Annotated in this window: 17 protein-coding genes and 1 pseudogene; 11 read left to right on the forward strand and 7 right to left on the reverse strand. The window is 49.3% G+C overall.

Features of this window, described 5'->3' with window-relative positions:
* The first annotated feature begins 61 nt into the window (after window positions 1-61).
* The 4 genes and pseudogenes from GZZ87_RS14055 to GZZ87_RS14065 all read left to right on the forward strand — a co-directional run bounded on the left by GZZ87_RS14055 (window position 62) and on the right by GZZ87_RS14065 (window position 1,617).
* Window positions 62-859 (forward strand): four helix bundle suffix domain-containing protein, encoded by a 798-nt coding sequence (locus GZZ87_RS14055; protein WP_162026437.1) that lies wholly within the window; start codon window positions 62-64, stop codon window positions 857-859.
* A 12-nt stretch (window positions 860-871) separates the two neighbouring features.
* Window positions 872-1,051 (forward strand): annotated as a pseudogene (locus GZZ87_RS19965) (Fic family protein); the annotation flags it as partial.
* Window positions 1,052-1,150: 99 nt separating this feature from the next.
* On the forward strand, window positions 1,151-1,336 hold the full coding sequence (locus tag GZZ87_RS14060) for a hypothetical protein (RefSeq protein WP_162026439.1): 186 nt from the start codon (window positions 1,151-1,153) through the stop codon (window positions 1,334-1,336).
* Entirely contained in the window at window positions 1,321-1,617 is a 297-nt protein-coding gene (locus GZZ87_RS14065; protein ID WP_162028590.1) for a type II toxin-antitoxin system RelE/ParE family toxin, read from the forward strand. Before GZZ87_RS14060 ends, GZZ87_RS14065 begins: the two co-directional genes overlap by 16 nt.
* A gap of 184 nt (window positions 1,618-1,801) precedes the next feature.
* On the opposite strand, the gene GZZ87_RS14070 is transcribed toward GZZ87_RS14065, so the two are convergent.
* The 3 genes from GZZ87_RS14070 to GZZ87_RS14080 all read right to left on the reverse strand — a co-directional run bounded on the left by GZZ87_RS14070 (window position 1,802) and on the right by GZZ87_RS14080 (window position 4,149).
* On the reverse strand, window positions 1,802-3,064 hold the full coding sequence (locus GZZ87_RS14070; RefSeq protein ID WP_162026443.1) for a PD-(D/E)XK nuclease family protein: 1,263 nt from the start codon (window positions 3,062-3,064) through the stop codon (window positions 1,802-1,804).
* A 398-nt stretch (window positions 3,065-3,462) separates the two neighbouring features.
* Complete coding sequence (locus GZZ87_RS14075) at window positions 3,463-3,882, reverse strand: TA system VapC family ribonuclease toxin (RefSeq protein WP_162026445.1); 420 nt, start codon at window positions 3,880-3,882, stop codon at window positions 3,463-3,465.
* Window positions 3,883-4,149 carry a hypothetical protein gene (locus GZZ87_RS14080; protein WP_162028589.1) on the reverse strand — a complete coding sequence of 89 codons (267 nt, stop codon included), beginning with the start codon at window positions 4,147-4,149 and terminating at the stop codon, window positions 3,883-3,885.
* Window positions 4,150-4,337: 188 nt separating this feature from the next.
* Between GZZ87_RS14080 and GZZ87_RS14085 the strand changes: the two genes are divergently transcribed.
* From GZZ87_RS14085 to GZZ87_RS14095, 3 genes are all read left to right on the forward strand, one after another.
* Window positions 4,338-4,556, forward strand: coding sequence for a hypothetical protein (locus GZZ87_RS14085; protein ID WP_162026448.1), 219 nt, complete (start codon window positions 4,338-4,340; stop codon window positions 4,554-4,556).
* Window positions 4,557-4,762: 206 nt separating this feature from the next.
* Window positions 4,763-5,500 (forward strand): hypothetical protein, encoded by a 738-nt coding sequence (locus tag GZZ87_RS14090; protein ID WP_162051205.1) that lies wholly within the window; start codon window positions 4,763-4,765, stop codon window positions 5,498-5,500.
* Window positions 5,501-5,766: 266 nt separating this feature from the next.
* The gene (locus GZZ87_RS14095) at window positions 5,767-6,606 is read left to right on the forward strand and encodes a hypothetical protein (protein ID WP_162026452.1); all 840 of its coding nucleotides are present in this window, start codon (window positions 5,767-5,769) and stop codon (window positions 6,604-6,606) included.
* 72 nt (window positions 6,607-6,678) lie between these two features.
* Here the strand turns inward: GZZ87_RS14095 and GZZ87_RS14100 are convergent, their stop codons facing one another.
* Window positions 6,679-7,530: an SGNH/GDSL hydrolase family protein gene (locus GZZ87_RS14100; protein WP_162026453.1), complete on the reverse strand. Its 852-nt coding sequence runs from the start codon at window positions 7,528-7,530 to the stop codon at window positions 6,679-6,681.
* 236 nt (window positions 7,531-7,766) lie between these two features.
* Between GZZ87_RS14100 and GZZ87_RS14105 the strand changes: the two genes are divergently transcribed.
* Entirely contained in the window at window positions 7,767-8,114 is a 348-nt protein-coding gene (locus GZZ87_RS14105; RefSeq protein ID WP_162026455.1) for a thiamine-binding protein, read from the forward strand.
* A 101-nt stretch (window positions 8,115-8,215) separates the two neighbouring features.
* Window positions 8,216-8,650, forward strand: coding sequence for an MEKHLA domain-containing protein (locus tag GZZ87_RS14110; RefSeq protein ID WP_162026457.1), 435 nt, complete (start codon window positions 8,216-8,218; stop codon window positions 8,648-8,650).
* A 409-nt stretch (window positions 8,651-9,059) separates the two neighbouring features.
* On the opposite strand, the gene GZZ87_RS14115 is transcribed toward GZZ87_RS14110, so the two are convergent.
* Window positions 9,060-10,247, reverse strand: a complete 1,188-nt coding sequence (locus GZZ87_RS14115; protein WP_162026458.1) for a DUF418 domain-containing protein — start codon at window positions 10,245-10,247, stop codon at window positions 9,060-9,062.
* 338 nt (window positions 10,248-10,585) lie between these two features.
* Between GZZ87_RS14115 and GZZ87_RS14120 the strand changes: the two genes are divergently transcribed.
* Window positions 10,586-11,422, forward strand: coding sequence for a cellulose binding domain-containing protein (locus tag GZZ87_RS14120; RefSeq protein WP_162026460.1), 837 nt, complete (start codon window positions 10,586-10,588; stop codon window positions 11,420-11,422).
* Window positions 11,423-11,503: 81 nt separating this feature from the next.
* A complete protein-coding gene (locus tag GZZ87_RS14125; protein ID WP_348534065.1) occupies window positions 11,504-11,911 on the forward strand; it encodes a Dabb family protein in 408 nt (135 codons plus the stop codon).
* A gap of 521 nt (window positions 11,912-12,432) precedes the next feature.
* On the opposite strand, the gene GZZ87_RS14130 is transcribed toward GZZ87_RS14125, so the two are convergent.
* The gene (locus tag GZZ87_RS14130) at window positions 12,433-13,290 is read right to left on the reverse strand and encodes a formate/nitrite transporter family protein (RefSeq protein WP_162026462.1); all 858 of its coding nucleotides are present in this window, start codon (window positions 13,288-13,290) and stop codon (window positions 12,433-12,435) included.
* A gap of 193 nt (window positions 13,291-13,483) precedes the next feature.
* Entirely contained in the window at window positions 13,484-14,467 is a 984-nt protein-coding gene (locus GZZ87_RS14135; RefSeq protein WP_162026463.1) for an MDR family oxidoreductase, read from the reverse strand.
* Window positions 14,468-14,589: the final 122 nt, after the last annotated feature.

Here is a 14,589-nt window from a genome sequence, read left to right on the forward strand (position 1 = left end):
CCGACCAATCAGACCGATCAAAAAAAACAATCAGACCGATCCCCAACCAACCCCGAAGAAAATGCCCGATGCCCCCGCAGACCGCCAGCCAGCTAACCGCCGACTGCGGGCCAGCGGTGGCTATCGGCGCTTGCGTAGCTTTCAGACCACGACGCTCATCTACGACGGCACCGTCAGCTTTTGTCGCCGCTTCGTGAGCGGCTACAGCCGCACCCAAGACCAGATGATCCAGGCCGCCCGCAGTGGACGGCAAAACATCGCCGAAGGCAACCGCGTCGGCGCAGTCAGCTCCAAGTCAGAGCTCAAACTCACCAATGTCGCCCGCGCCAGCCTCGAAGAGCTACTGCTCGATTTCGAAGACTACCTGCGCCAAAACAAACTACCACTCTGGGATCCCAATGGCAGCCAAGCCAAGAAAGTGCGCGCGCTCGGCAGCCAGATCCGCAAGGCCCCCGAAGGTGCTCCCCTGCACGACCCGCAAGACACCGGCGATCGCGCCCGCGTCGCACTCTACGCTCCCGCACTCGAACACGAAGACCCCGCCGTGATCGCCAACAGCCTAATTTGCCTGATTCACCAGGCCAACTACCTGCTCGACCAGCAACTGATAAGTTTAGAGCAAACTTTCATCGAAGGCGGCGGCTTCTCCGAGCAGCTTGCTGCTGCCCGAATCCAACAGCGTCGCAAAAACGATCAGTCCGATCCGTCCAATCAGACCGATCAAAGCCAGATCCCCAAGTGCCCCCAATGCGGCGAACTCATGGCACTCCGCACCGCTCGCCAAGGCAAAAACGACGGCAGCCAATTCTGGGGCTGCACCGCCTACCCCAATTGCAAAGGCACCGTGCCGATCAAATAAAAAGAGCCCACCCTGCCCAACACCCAAGATCCGACCGATCATACTGATTCGTCCGATCCAACCGACCAAGTAAACGACCATGTAAGCGACCAAGTAAAACGCCTCATCAAAGCAATCGGATCAAAGGATCAAACCAGCTCCAAGTTGATGAAAGCCCTCAAGCTCACCCACGCCCCCGCCTTCCGCAAAAACTACTTACCCCCCAGACGGTTTAGCAATCAGCAGCATCGCCCCATTTCTCACACTGGATCCAATCTTGCTAAAACAGCTGAGACACTCCATCCTTTCACAATGACCACCAAGCAACAAGTAATCGAGCACCTCGAGCGTCTGCCCGAGACGGCATCGCTTGCAGATTTCAAGCAAGAGCTTGAGATCATGACTGCGATCCAAGAAGGCCAAAATGACGTGGCTGAAGGTAAGGTTAAAAGCGTCGATGAAGCTAAAGCCGAGCTCGACTCATGGTTTACCAAGTAATCTTGTCGAATCGATCTATCGACGACCTAAAAGGTATTTGCGAATACATTGCGGCAGAGAATGCAGAAGCCGCTCAAAAACTCGGACATGCACTTCTGAATCAGATTCAAGCTCTAAACGAGCTCCCTCGTCGTGGCCGAATCTACGACGCATCCGACTCAGTTACGATCTATGAAATCCCGATGAAAGGCTATCGTGCCTTCTATCAGATAAACGAGTCGGCCAAGCAAATTCAAGTCCTTCACATTCGTCACGCGGCACGTTCAGAACCAAAATTATAACTCGCGACCACCCCAAAAACGCTCGACCGTTACACTCAGACGCGGCAAGCTGGCCTCAAACCATGGATCGACCCACTAAATCGTTAAGTTTACAACCACAAAACACTGCCGCGCCACGGCAAATTGCAAACATAACGACATGACCCCATGTTCAGCCCAAAGCCCTCGAATCGACCGACACCTCTCAACTACCTTCAGCATTCTGAGCCTTAAAACACGAATCTAAACGCGGAAGTTCATTGGCGATTAATTGAACAACCTCCTTTAAACTTGGGTCTTTCAATCGCCTGCCAACCCAATCGAGAATTTTCTTAGCGATTACATCCGCATCAAGAACATCTTCTTCAAACGATATTTTAATTTTCTCTGAATACAAAGTAACCCAAGTCTTGGGACGCACCTTACCAATCTTCACAACTCGTTTAAACGGAGCTTGATGAGCTCTCGTCCACAAGGGTTCAATCCATTCATCTGGGCAACGACCAGCAACAACAGTCAAATAAACAGCAGACTTACCTGATAGGTTGATTTCCATCAGAATTGAGTGATTTACGTCCCCCCAATTATTACCGTGTTGATTACCTGCCTGATCCCAATTTTTGGGCAGAAAACGGACATAGGATTTAGTGCAATGTGACATCTGAATACCTAAAACATCTGCATTCCTACCAATGTGTTCTCTGATTGAATCAGAGGCCAACTTTAGGTTATCGGGGCGTTGCTCGTAAATAATATCAAAGGCGCGCTTATGTTTTTTATAAATCTGTTGCGCTAGACGTGCGATGTCGGACTCGTTCATAAATTTTTCTTCAATCAAGCGGAGATAATTATCGATAAGCACCTTAGGCTCATCACCAATAGAAAAGGTGCGAGCATTCACCGCGCTCTTGAGGCACTGGTGCACCTGCTCGTAGGAAGCTTGAATATAGCGATCATCTTTTGGCACTTCTTGGTCTTTAGTCAGGAAGATATAAACCTTCCTTCGACAGTGAGGGAACTCAGCCTCAACTACCGCATGATAACGCTGTAGTTGATCTGAATGCTGCTTTGAATTGATCTTATTCTCGATGCAAACAACCCACTCCTCTCCGCTTTGCATCGTCAGAATCAACAGTAAATCAATATGCTTCCACTCTCGACGGACTTCGACATTTACAAGTGCCCAAGTATCAACATCGATAGGCTCAAGACTTAAACTATGCTCTGACTCATATAAAATACGCATCAACCATCCCTGTAAAAACGAGCCTGCTAATCCATGGGATTCAGTGGGATCGAGCAACCAAGCAAGAACATTAGAATGCCGTATTTCGCCATGTTCAAACTTAAGCACCTGAAACAGATTGAAGCCACCAAGCAATGCCTCTAGCTGGATCAATTCGGGACAATTAACGATTAGCTCATTAAGGGCGTTATAGTCATGTTCTAGTTCAGTCGCTGATATCATGTGGATGCTGAACTATGAATACGTTCAACTATGTTTCGCAATTATTTTCTGACCGACAGAGACCAGAAAAGGGGTCATGTCGGAATGGCACTAACTTAAGGATATTTTATGGAATGACTGGGACCGGCTGCTTCAGCTGCCGACGATGAATAAGTTACTCGAAATCAATAAACTAGCCACGAAGAGGGCAGCTAAAGCAGCCTATCCCATTGAGCCAACAAAGTTCAGAAAAACAGCTTAAGTTAGTGCCATTCGGGTCATGTCGTTATGTTTGCAATTTGACATAATTTACATTGTAAGCAGCCCCCTTTCGAGGGTTTGGTTGCGTTGGCGACTGACTCTGGCGGGACAGACAAAATGTCTGTTTCACTTTGGCTTGGCAGTTCGATTCGCACCTGCTACAACACATGCAAAGCAGCCTCACCGCCAGTGAGTAAACAGGGAGAGATCCGTTTATCGAGCGTCGCTAACTTGCCTCGTTTCGCAACCGCGCTGGCTAATAGATAGTAATCTGTAAGGTGTTTTGATATGGGCAATTCAGGATAACGATCGAGTGTTCGCATTGAGACGGCATCTGGCCAGAATTGATGTCCCGGCTGGGCACAAAGTGCCACCAGCAGATCACGGGCGGCATCGGCGGATTGCGCACCATTGGGATAATTGATGTGCCCCAGAATCCGAATAAAACCGTTCTCCGTAATCGGACACGTTGCCCATCCATTGATATGATGCTCCCGAAACCAATCCGCCACGGTTTCGTGGTGGACGTGGTTTGTATCCACCAACGCGATCAGCACATTGACATCCAGCAGATACATTTAAATGCCTTCCTCATCCATCAGGTCATACACCATCTCGGAAGTCATTTGCTTTCCTCCGCTACTTTTTAAATACGGCATACCACGCTCATTGACTTCGTAACAGCACTCAGCGTCACTACGTCCGTAGCCCACTGGCTCAATTTCGCGGCGCAGGGCATGCTCGACTACCGCCTTCAATGTCATCCGGCGTCTGGCTGCAGTCGCCTTAGCCGCGATCAGCAAGGAATCATCAATATCCATAGTCGTCTTCATAATGTGGGTCATAGTATGGGTATATGGGCAATAGTCAACAAAAGCCCTGAAACTGAACCGTTCATAAGTGGATTGAACCATCGAACAGAAACAACCAGAAGGCAAAGAACTCCCAGCCGACTGTCACCGGACAGACATCACCGTAGCCAACGGTTATCCAGCAACTGGCGCTCGAACAATGCATGGAAGCGCTCAATAAAATGTCTAATGATGTGGCAACGGATATTAAGTCAGCGGATTGGAAAATCCTGATCGCTGCTGTCTTGAAGTATAAAACCAGCGCCACGAATATGTGGATCGCAGATCAGCTGAATATGGGAGTCCCCCACGCAGTCAGCCGCTACACAAGCACCTTCAAGCAGAATGGAACAGACCATGAGACACCCTTCCAAGAGCTAATTGCAAACATAACGAGTTGAGCTGAATGGCACGAACTTCAGTAAAGTAGAAGCGGCTTCCAGCCGCTTAACTCTGTATGAAAGCGGCTGGAAGCACGCTTCTACTCTCGTCAACGATCCTTCAGTTCGTGGCATTCCAACATGACCTTTTTATTAAAGTCCAACCCAATGAATTGCTTCTAGCTTGTCACTACGGATAGATTCTACCAGAGATAGGGGCAAAAATTATGAAGCTATCTGCCTACACTTTCATAGCTCTCCTTATCACGGTAATTTCGGCATCTGCTCTCAATGAAAAGCCTGAAGGCGAGGTGAAGCGCTACAAGATCACGCTAGAGCCAATGAAGTCCAACGCCGCAAGCGCTAGCGAAGTTGAGATCCCGCAAAATGAAGCGCTCATTGACCAAGATGCTAACGATGATATCGAAGCAGCGCCTGAGAAAGCTCAAGAAGACAAATCAAAGTGGTGGAAGCTATGGGGTAACGAAGAGGCCGAACGCAAGGAAGCTGACAAAGCACCCGAGGTCGGACAGCAAAAACGCGAAGAACAGAACCGCAAGTGGTGGAAGCCGTGGAGCCAAGATGCCCCCCTGCCCGATGAAGCTGAAAAAGAAATTGTAACGGTTCAGGAAAAGCCTGAAGCGAATAGCCGCAAGTGGTGGAAGCCGTGGAGCCAAGATGCCCCCCTGCCCGATGAAGCTGAAAAAGAAATTGTAACGGTCAAGGAAAAGCCTGAAGCGAATAGCCGCAAGTGGTGGAAGCCGTGGAGCGCAAACGTGACAGAGCCCAATGAAATTGCGGAACAGGCCGAAGTCACCAAGGAACCCACTCAAGAAGCGACTGATAGTTGGTGGAAGCCATGGGGCAAGAAAGACGCGGCAAAGGAGGAAGCCGACAAAGCCCCCGAAACGATCAAGGCACCGAGCGAAGCGAACACCAATAAATGGTGGAAGCCCTGGAACTAATTTCAGCACGGCAATCCACGTATTCTAACATTTTTAAAGGCAAAAAAGGGGCAAACCCTCATATGAAGATTCTACGCTTGAAATTGGGGCGTGGCCCTGTGCCTACAGCTGCAAGTGTGTCACAGGTCTTGGGAACAAGAAAATTGGGACTGTCGCTGATTAAGGTCGGTCGTAGGCTTGACCTTTGTCGCCTTTCTGGTGCTCATGTCCTCTTTGGACATTCAAAAGTTCGGATTCACTTTTATTAGATAAAACAGTCTCAAAATATGTATTCACTTCTCATTTCAGCGCTGGTCGCACTCGCAGTGGCTAGTGCCTCAATCGCTTCGCAGTTTAGCACGGGGACAACGGTCTTCTTTAGCCTAGTTGGATTTACTGGCACGTTTTTCTTGGTCGGATTCTTGGTTCGGAAAAAGATGTCCAAGGCTCAAGGTGTGCTTCAGGAAAGTATGGAAGCCGCTCAGAGGCGCATGCAGCGGAAGGTGCAGCAATTCCAGAACAAGCCCGGCGGCAACATTAAGCAGATACAAAGCCAGCTCGAAATGGATCAAAAGGCCATGTGCAAGCAAGGCTTAGAGCTCACCAAGGGACTCGAACCCTTCCGGAACTGGTCCTTGCTCACGGGACGCCAGATTGCGACCATGCGCCTACAGTTTAACTACCAGCTCAAGGAGTTCGACAAGGTGGACGAGATTCTTGCCACCTGCGGATTCTTAAGGGGCCCGATGATGATGGAACCCATGGCGGTGGCCATGCGGATGGCGCGCTGTTACAAGAACGATGATTTGGCGGGCGCGAAAAAGGTCTTCAAGCGCAAGATACTGTGGTTTCGCGGCGACCGCGGCACGTTGCTTTACGGCTTGATGTCGTGGATCTACGTGAAGGCAGGCAAGCCTGATGAAGCCCGTCAGGTCTTGTTGAAAGCCAAGGAAGCCACTGGAGTCGAGACCTTCACTAAGAACTGGGATCACCTCACCAATGACCGTGCAAAGAGTTTCTCCAATGCAGGATTGGGGGACGAATGGTATAGCCTCCACTTGGAGAACCCGCCGATGGTTAAGCAGCAGCGCAAGCGCGGCAATGGACGTAATCCGCGGGGCTTCTAGAGCGCTTCGTCCCCTTCGGGGGCAAACGAACTGTTCGACTAGCTCACCTGCTACCGCCCAAAAGGAAAAGGATTATTCTGCGTCGCTCTGCTCCAGAGCCTTGAGAATGGTTTCGGCCACCTGATCGCCCTGCGCGTTGCTACCAGTCTTGTTGTAATGAACATTACCGGGTTCGCTCCACCACTTGGGTTGATTGGGCTTTGTGAGCGTGAATAGATCGTTGATGATGACCTCGGGATAGTCCGCCAACACTTCGAGCGCTGCTTCATTGTATTTTTTGGAATCACCCGCGATTCTTGTAGGATTGAAGGCTCCTTCCGGCACAGGAGTGGTCGTCGCGAAGATGAGCTTCGCATCAGGTGCGAGTTCCTGCAAATAGGCCAAGATGCTTCTCAGGTTTTTCTTATAGTCCTCGATCGACGTCCTCGACTCAGGCTCGCTGCCATTGTCGGTAGGTTCTATTACAGTGAGATCGTGCAAGCCTACGTTGAAATGAATGACGTCCCACTGGAACGTCCAAGGCTGATCTAGCGTCACGTCGCGCATGACATCGTGCATTTGCGTCATCGCAGGAATAAGAACAGTGGAGTTCCCTCCGTTTTTATACAAACGATACACATTCGCCTGAACTCCGATATTCTTACGCACTCGCTGAGTGTATCCGATTGAGATCGAATCACCGTAAATCAAGACATTGGGCAGATCCGGGGCATTTTCCACATAAGCAAACTCCGGTCGCTTCGCGAATCGACCAGCCAATTTCGCCCACTGCCCTTTCGCGGATACCACGTTATCCGTATCTGCCTTCATGGCAGAACGCTTCGTCAACGCAGCGGAATGGCTCTCCTGCGCATGTGCCAACTGAAAGCCCCCCAACATCAGGGTCAGTAAAAGGATCACTTGTTTATCAAAAATATTTTTCATAGTATCTTGTTTTTCAGCCAGAAATAAAAAGGTGTAAAGGTGGCAAAGACAACAGTCCGACTAGCTCATATCAGGAAAATTAAGATCCGCCAAAGAGAGCTCTGAGGCTTGGCCCCACAGACCTACTGAAGTCCCTTGAGCAAGACAACTTTTATAGGTGCCCACATTACGGCCTTGGCGCACAACAACCTTCATATAACTATCCCCCCTTTTTCAATCGCTCAGAACATAAACACATGCCTAAAAACACAGACCCCACGAAGAACGTAATGCTCGCGTTCCAAGTCATCCCCCGGCTGAAAGCAGGTAATAATTTTGAAGTGGTGGACAAAGCCATTTCAGTCGTCAAAGCCGCTGGTGTCCCCTTCCAAGTCAGCGCCATGGAGACAACGATGAAAGGTGAGCTGACACAGCTACTCAAGATCGTCACTGAAGCTCAGCAGGCCTGCTATGAGGCTGGTGCGGTTGAAGTGATTACAAACATCAAGATTCACAGCAAAACCGAAGCGGCAACGGATACCTTCTGCACCTATGACCGCGGGGTAACGAAGGCCAATCATATGTTTCTAGATCCCCAAAGGTAAGCACCCACGATGCTGCTAAAACCTAGATATTACTGCGTTTTTCGTGGCAACATTTTAAGTATTCAACAAAACTTGCCCCAAGCTATTGGAAACTCTGAACAGTGACAGACTCGACACACACTAAGCTACTACTCGACAACTATTATCGTTGTTTCGGAAACGATCTAATTCTACGTGGCAGTGATGAAGCGGAGCGCCTCATGGACGCTCGCTTCGTGGTGCTTTCGCATGGCACACAAGCTGACCCTATCTTTAACTACGGTAATACAGCAGCACAGCGCCTCTTTGAGATGGACTGGGCGACTTTAACCGCCCTGCCCTCGCGTTATTCTGCAGAGTCAATGCACCGCGACGAACGTCAGCAATTGCTAGACGATGTCGCGGCTCAAGGCTACTCAGACAATTATCGCGGTGTCCGCATCAGTGCGACCGGAAAGCGGTTCTACATCAATTCGGCGCGCATCTGGATGCTACTCGACATCACAGGTAAGCACGTCGGCCAGGCCGCCACTTTTGCAGAGTGGGAAATACTATAAAGTGACAACATATCAACAGCGAGGTCGGCTCGCCAAGTTGGCGAGTCCTCAATATCCCGTAAGTCTCTGACGCAGAAATGCTAACTTCGAACTCCCGAATCTAGGTTTACTGACTATAGGTTTGGCGTATGCGACTCCTATCTGCTTTTAACCATTCGCTTGTCTGCGGTCAGCTTGCCGATCTGTCGAATGGCAGGAGTGCAAAACAGTCGCTCTTCGAGACGCCCGTTGCATAACTGATTTTACGTTCCATACACCTCAGCAATCCACCTCCCATGAAGCCTCCCCATAAACTTTAATAAAGTGGAACAACACAATGGCATACGCTTTAAAGCATAACACCTCCACGACAGCGGCTCTCCTTAACTTTAATGACTGTGCGGCAGAAACGATGCTCAAACCGCGGATTCTATCTAGCCTCGGACAGGCGGCGCCACAACGATTCCACCGGACCCATTTTGAAGTGACTCAGCCACCAATGAGCTAGGACGACTTGTGCGCCGTAAATGACAACTGCGATCAGCCACAAGGCTCCAAGTCCAACTGAACCAGCCAAATCGAACACACTAAACAGCCACAGGCCAATCAGCGTTTGTGAAATGTAGCAGGTGAAAGCCGTTTTACCAATGTTCGCTAGCCAGTTGATCGGAGCTCTCAGCCATCCTTGGAGGTGTTGATCAGCTCGGATCAGCAGCCCCATATACATGATCGCCACGCCAAGCTGTCCAATGACCGAGCAAGCCTTAGCGAAAACCTGTTGCGGTGCCACTGGCCACTGATCGCCAGCCGATCCACCAAGGAATTGAGTCAGAGCCAAGCCGCTAAAGCCCATAATGGCGGCGATTGCAATCGTGCGCAAATGCCCTCCCCACTTGGAGAAAAAGCCACTCTCGATCAACAAGCCGCCGAGAAGAAACAAACCGAGCACTCTTGTAATTCGACCATCAGGGAGCATGTCATACCAACGCCAAGCCACGTTGTGCAAGTTGAGTTTCAGGTATTCGAGGATATCTCCAGTGGTCAACACCATCACGATATCATTGGCGGCCCAAGTCGGATACGTTTTGTGTGCAACCTGCTCAACACCAGGCCACCCGGGTGCGAACATCAGCATGGCAAAAGACGGTATCATAAAACAGAGCAGCAGGAACCCCGCGAGCCATTTTCGGCTCACAGTCGACAGTTTCCGCATCATGAGCATCACGAATCCAAGCAAAGCATAAAGGGTCAAAATGTCACCAGACCAAATCACTGTATGTAACAGACCAAAGACAAGCAACCATGCCAAACGCTTGCGGTATACAGGCACCCAAGTCTCCGCCTGCCCCTGCTTGCGCTGCCATTGTAGCCAAAATCCAGCACCGAAAAGCAGGCAGAAAATCGTGTAGAACTTGCCGCTCACCAGCCATTGGTAGACCGTGTATAAGGCATCATCTGAGTCGGAACCATACAGACTGGGAATATCCTCCAACTCGATAAACCGGTAGCCACTCCAGCTTTGAATGTTGGCTAATAAAATACCGAAAATGGCCAAACCGCGAATTGCATCAAGTGATGTGATTCGTTGATTATTTTGAGGGATTTTCGAATGACTCATCTATGAATTCCTATATACATGGTTACCAGGAGGATACAACTCACCCTTTAAAACTAAAAAGCGGAATTCGTATAATAAGAGGATCACACAATCAACTGGCAACGCTACACTGTAGCATTAAACAAAAGGCTAAGCTGACAGATACGAATCGAAACGACGACAGCCTGTTAGGGGTTCACACCTGCAACCACATTACATCAGACAATTCGTCAAAAAAAACTGGACTAAAAGTTGACGACCAAAACTCAATTGTCTTGTAAGGATGTGTATAAATCCACGATCCATGAGCAGTTGTCCTTATTATTGCACCGATATATACACTAATATTTTCATCCACAATGAAGCATTTCGTCAAAATAGTTACTCTACTTTACCTGAGCGGATTCACTCAGGCTCATGGAATTATATTTAATTTTGAGCAAACAAACAACTGGGGAAGTGGCTACCAAGCTAGCATAACTGTCGAAAATGATGAAGACACTGATTTAGAAGACTGGGAGGTTTCATTTAGCCTCACCTCGAAAATCACCAGTTCTTGGGACTCTAATCGAGTTCAAAGCAATTTCGCCGACGGCCTCTGGAACTACACTTTCACGGCTTTTTCATATCAGAATAGCACTCTAGGCGCAGGTGACTCTGCCGTCATTCAATACGTTGCGGGCGCTGCTCCTACAACTGCCACACCTACGAATGTCGTGATCACTGGCTCAAACAGCGGGGACTCAGATATCGATGACGATAGCAGTGACTTTGTGACTCCAGATCCAGCGCCAGCAGTCGACGGCATCGCTATTAGCTACGTTGCCACCAACGAGTGGCTTACTGGTGCAACCATTAACATAACAATCTCTAACAGTAGCGAAGTGAGCCTGGACAACTGGATTGTCGGCTTTGAACTAGATCGCTCCATCACCAGTTCCTGGAATAGTGTTCAACTCCTAGGCGATTACGACGCTGATTACGCATTTGGTGCCCCTAGCTATGCAGAGACTCTCGCGGCGGGCCAAAGCTACACATTCGGAATGAACCTCGGCAATGGGTTTGGTTCGTTCCCGGAGAACCTTCGCCTCGTTCAATCCAATGGCATCACAGTTGTGCCAGAACCCAGTAACTACGCCATTATCCTAAGTCTGAGCATATTGTTATTTGCCATTTGTCGCAGGAGGTCTCGCTAAGTATTTGTCATTCCTCTGTGACGTAAGTAATCTAAAATATTAGTTCGCTTGCTAAGAACCGTATGCCTTCCACCCTGTATCATGATGAAAAAAACGATCCTCTTATCTCTACTTCTATCACTACTCTCTCCCTGGCAAAGCTTCGCAGAAGATACAGGCACTCTGGAGTTTAATCCCGAGTTCTCACACGTGGTGTATTTTTGGCTAAAACAACCAGATAATGCAGCCGACCGGAAAAAATTTGAAACCTCAGTCAAGCAGTTCATGAGCGCGACTCAATACGCTAAGACACGCTATATTGGGGTGGCTCCAAAGGCGTCGCGCGATGTCGTCGATGGTTCCTTTACTTACTCCTTAGTTCTTAGCTTTGAATCCGCCGAAGCTCAGGCAAAGTATCAAGCCGAACCTGCTCACACGGAGTTCGTCGAAGAATGCATGGACCTATGGTCAAAGGTCATCGTGTATGATTCAATACCTTTAGGTCAGTAAAAGGATTACAACCTCTCTTAAACCTAAATAAGTGAGTTTAACCGTTAATAAACGTGAATGCACGTTAATCATTTATCCTAAGAGCATACTGTTTAAACACTTAAACAACGCCTACAATGAAGAATCGAGAGATAGCTCATTCGCCATTCTGGCAGTGAGTTAGATTGACGTTAATTAATGTCCATTAACGGTTTAAGAATCAGAGCCCATACCGACTGACGAATCTAGGTTAAAATGCCTGCCGACCGATGAGGATCCCAAAGAACCCTAGGCTGGTATAACCGTCACGCGGCATGACGGCGCTGGCCTGCAGGCAACGCACGCACGGCACTGGGAAATACTTAAGAAAAAGGGCGAAGGACCTGCGGAACAATGACGCACAGTCCATCAATCATGACCTATCATCAGTTGAATGAGGGGTCGAAAGAAGGGGTAAACGTAAAATCTAAAGATTCGTCAACACTCCCCTACTCCCCGCGTCAGCTAAAGAAAAGATCTTGAGGCCGTCTTGTGCGAAGCCCCTATTCAGTCTCGAACTTTCGGCCACCGTTGAGGAATGCGTAGAAGAGGCCAATGATAAGGCCGCCTCCGACGTAGTTCCCTAAAAGCGAAAAGACGAAATTTTTGCCAGTGTGAAACAAGTCCACGGCAGAGGGTTCGAGCATGAGCGCGAGAACAAAGAGCGCCGAGTTGGCCACAACGTGTTCGAAGCCCATGTAAGCAAACACGGTGACCCCCGCGACGAGTGTGAAGATCTTAGCGATGAAGTCATCGCCGAGTTGCATCGCAATGATGATCGCGATGTTGATGAAGAAATTAGCAAAGATCCCCTTGACGAAAATAGTCCACGCACCGCTACCAATCGTCTTCGCATCAACGGTGTGTAGCAGAAGATGACTCATCTCAGGCGAAACGATATGGGAGGAAGCCACTAAGGCTGCGATAAAAACAATGCCTAGCATATTGCCAAAGAGGCAGAGACTCAACACGCGCAGCGCTCTTGAAGTTTTGATTTTCCGGTAGTAAACACCCACCGTGAAATACATAAAGTTACTGGTGAGTAGTTCAGAATTGGTGAAATAGATGAAGACCAGTGCCACACTGAAAGTGAGCGCGGTGATGTATTTTGAAATACCAAGATGAAGTGCATCTCCCAAATCTGCCTTCACCTGATAAGTAAATACATACATGAGCGTCACGATAAAGCCCGCCATCGCTGCGCGCATAATATAGCGCCAGATATAGCGCTGCTGCAGGGCTTCCTTACGAGAGATGGTCTCGATGATACGCTCCATGACTTCGCGGCCATAGAAGATTCGCGTCCAAACCATGTTTTCTGCGTGTGGTTCAGTCGGCTTTTTGTCGTGATTGTTAGGCATGATAATGAATCAGTCAGAGATTCGTTTGATCGCCTGTCGAGACTGGATTCCCCCTAAACCACAACGGGGGAAACGGATAAAAGCCAGAAAAGAGGTCTCAGTCAGTTTCTATATTTCGCGTCTGTAATTCTCAGAGAATAGTCTTTGCCACATCTTGTGGTATGACCTGAGATTTCAAATCTCCCGAGATGCATTAGCGATTCACATCCACTACCACACGCCCTCTGAGTTCGCCGTTTAACATTTTTGAGGCGTATGGTATTAATTCACTCAGACCGACTTCTGTGCTAATTGTTGCGAGTTTTGAAAGATCGAGATCGCGGGCTAGACGGCGCCATGCCTCCAGACGTTCCAATCGTGGACACATGACACTGTCGATGCCGGCTAAGGTGACGCCACGCAGAATGAAGGGAGCGACGGTAGCCGGAAAATTCATGCCACCCGCAAGACCACAGGCTGCAACAACGCCTCGATATTGCATTGTTGCGCAGACATTTGCCAGTGTTTGACTGCCGACGACATCGACTGCGCCTGCCCAACGCACCTCGCCCAAGGGCTTGCCTGGACTTGTAAAAACGTCGCGATCTAGAATCTCAACCGCACCGAGGCTCTTGATGTAGTCTCTCTCCTCTGGCCTTCCACTGACCGCGACTACGCTGTAGCCGAGTTTAGTGAGCACCACAGTGGCGACACTGCCAACACCTCCCGCTGCTCCTGTGACCAATATCTCTCCTTTATCGGGTGTGACTCCATGGCGCTCGAGTGCCATGACGCAAAGCATCGCCGCGTAGCCAGCAGTGCCGACTGACATTGCCTCCTGTGGGCTGAATCGGCCTCGAAGGGGAACCAGCCAATTCCCGTCAACTCGTGCCTTTTGCGCAAGGCCTCCCCAGTGTTTCTCACCAATGCCCCATCCATTCAAGATGACCACATCGCCGGTATCATAACTGGAGTGGCTAGAGTGCTCGACTTTACCGACCAGATCGACCCCTGGCACCATGGGAAACCTACGCGCGATTGGTCCCTTGCCAGTAATGGCGAGCGCGTCCTTATAATTGAGCGTCGAATAGTCCACTCGTATCGTGACGTCGCCATCAGGTAATCGACTCTCGTCGATGTCTTGTAGCGCCACACGGTAACCCGCCTCGTCTTTTTCAATTAGGATGCCTTTGAACATAAGGTTATATTTGTTAGAAGATAAAAAACCGTATGGCATTTAATGCCGAAGGTCTAGATTATCATGTTTTCTTAATCGTAATTCGTAAGGACGACCAAGCATGACACAAGGGCATCGGTGAT

The organism is Lentimonas sp. CC4, from assembly GCF_902728235.1.
Classification (GTDB): domain Bacteria; phylum Verrucomicrobiota; class Verrucomicrobiia; order Opitutales; family Coraliomargaritaceae; genus Lentimonas.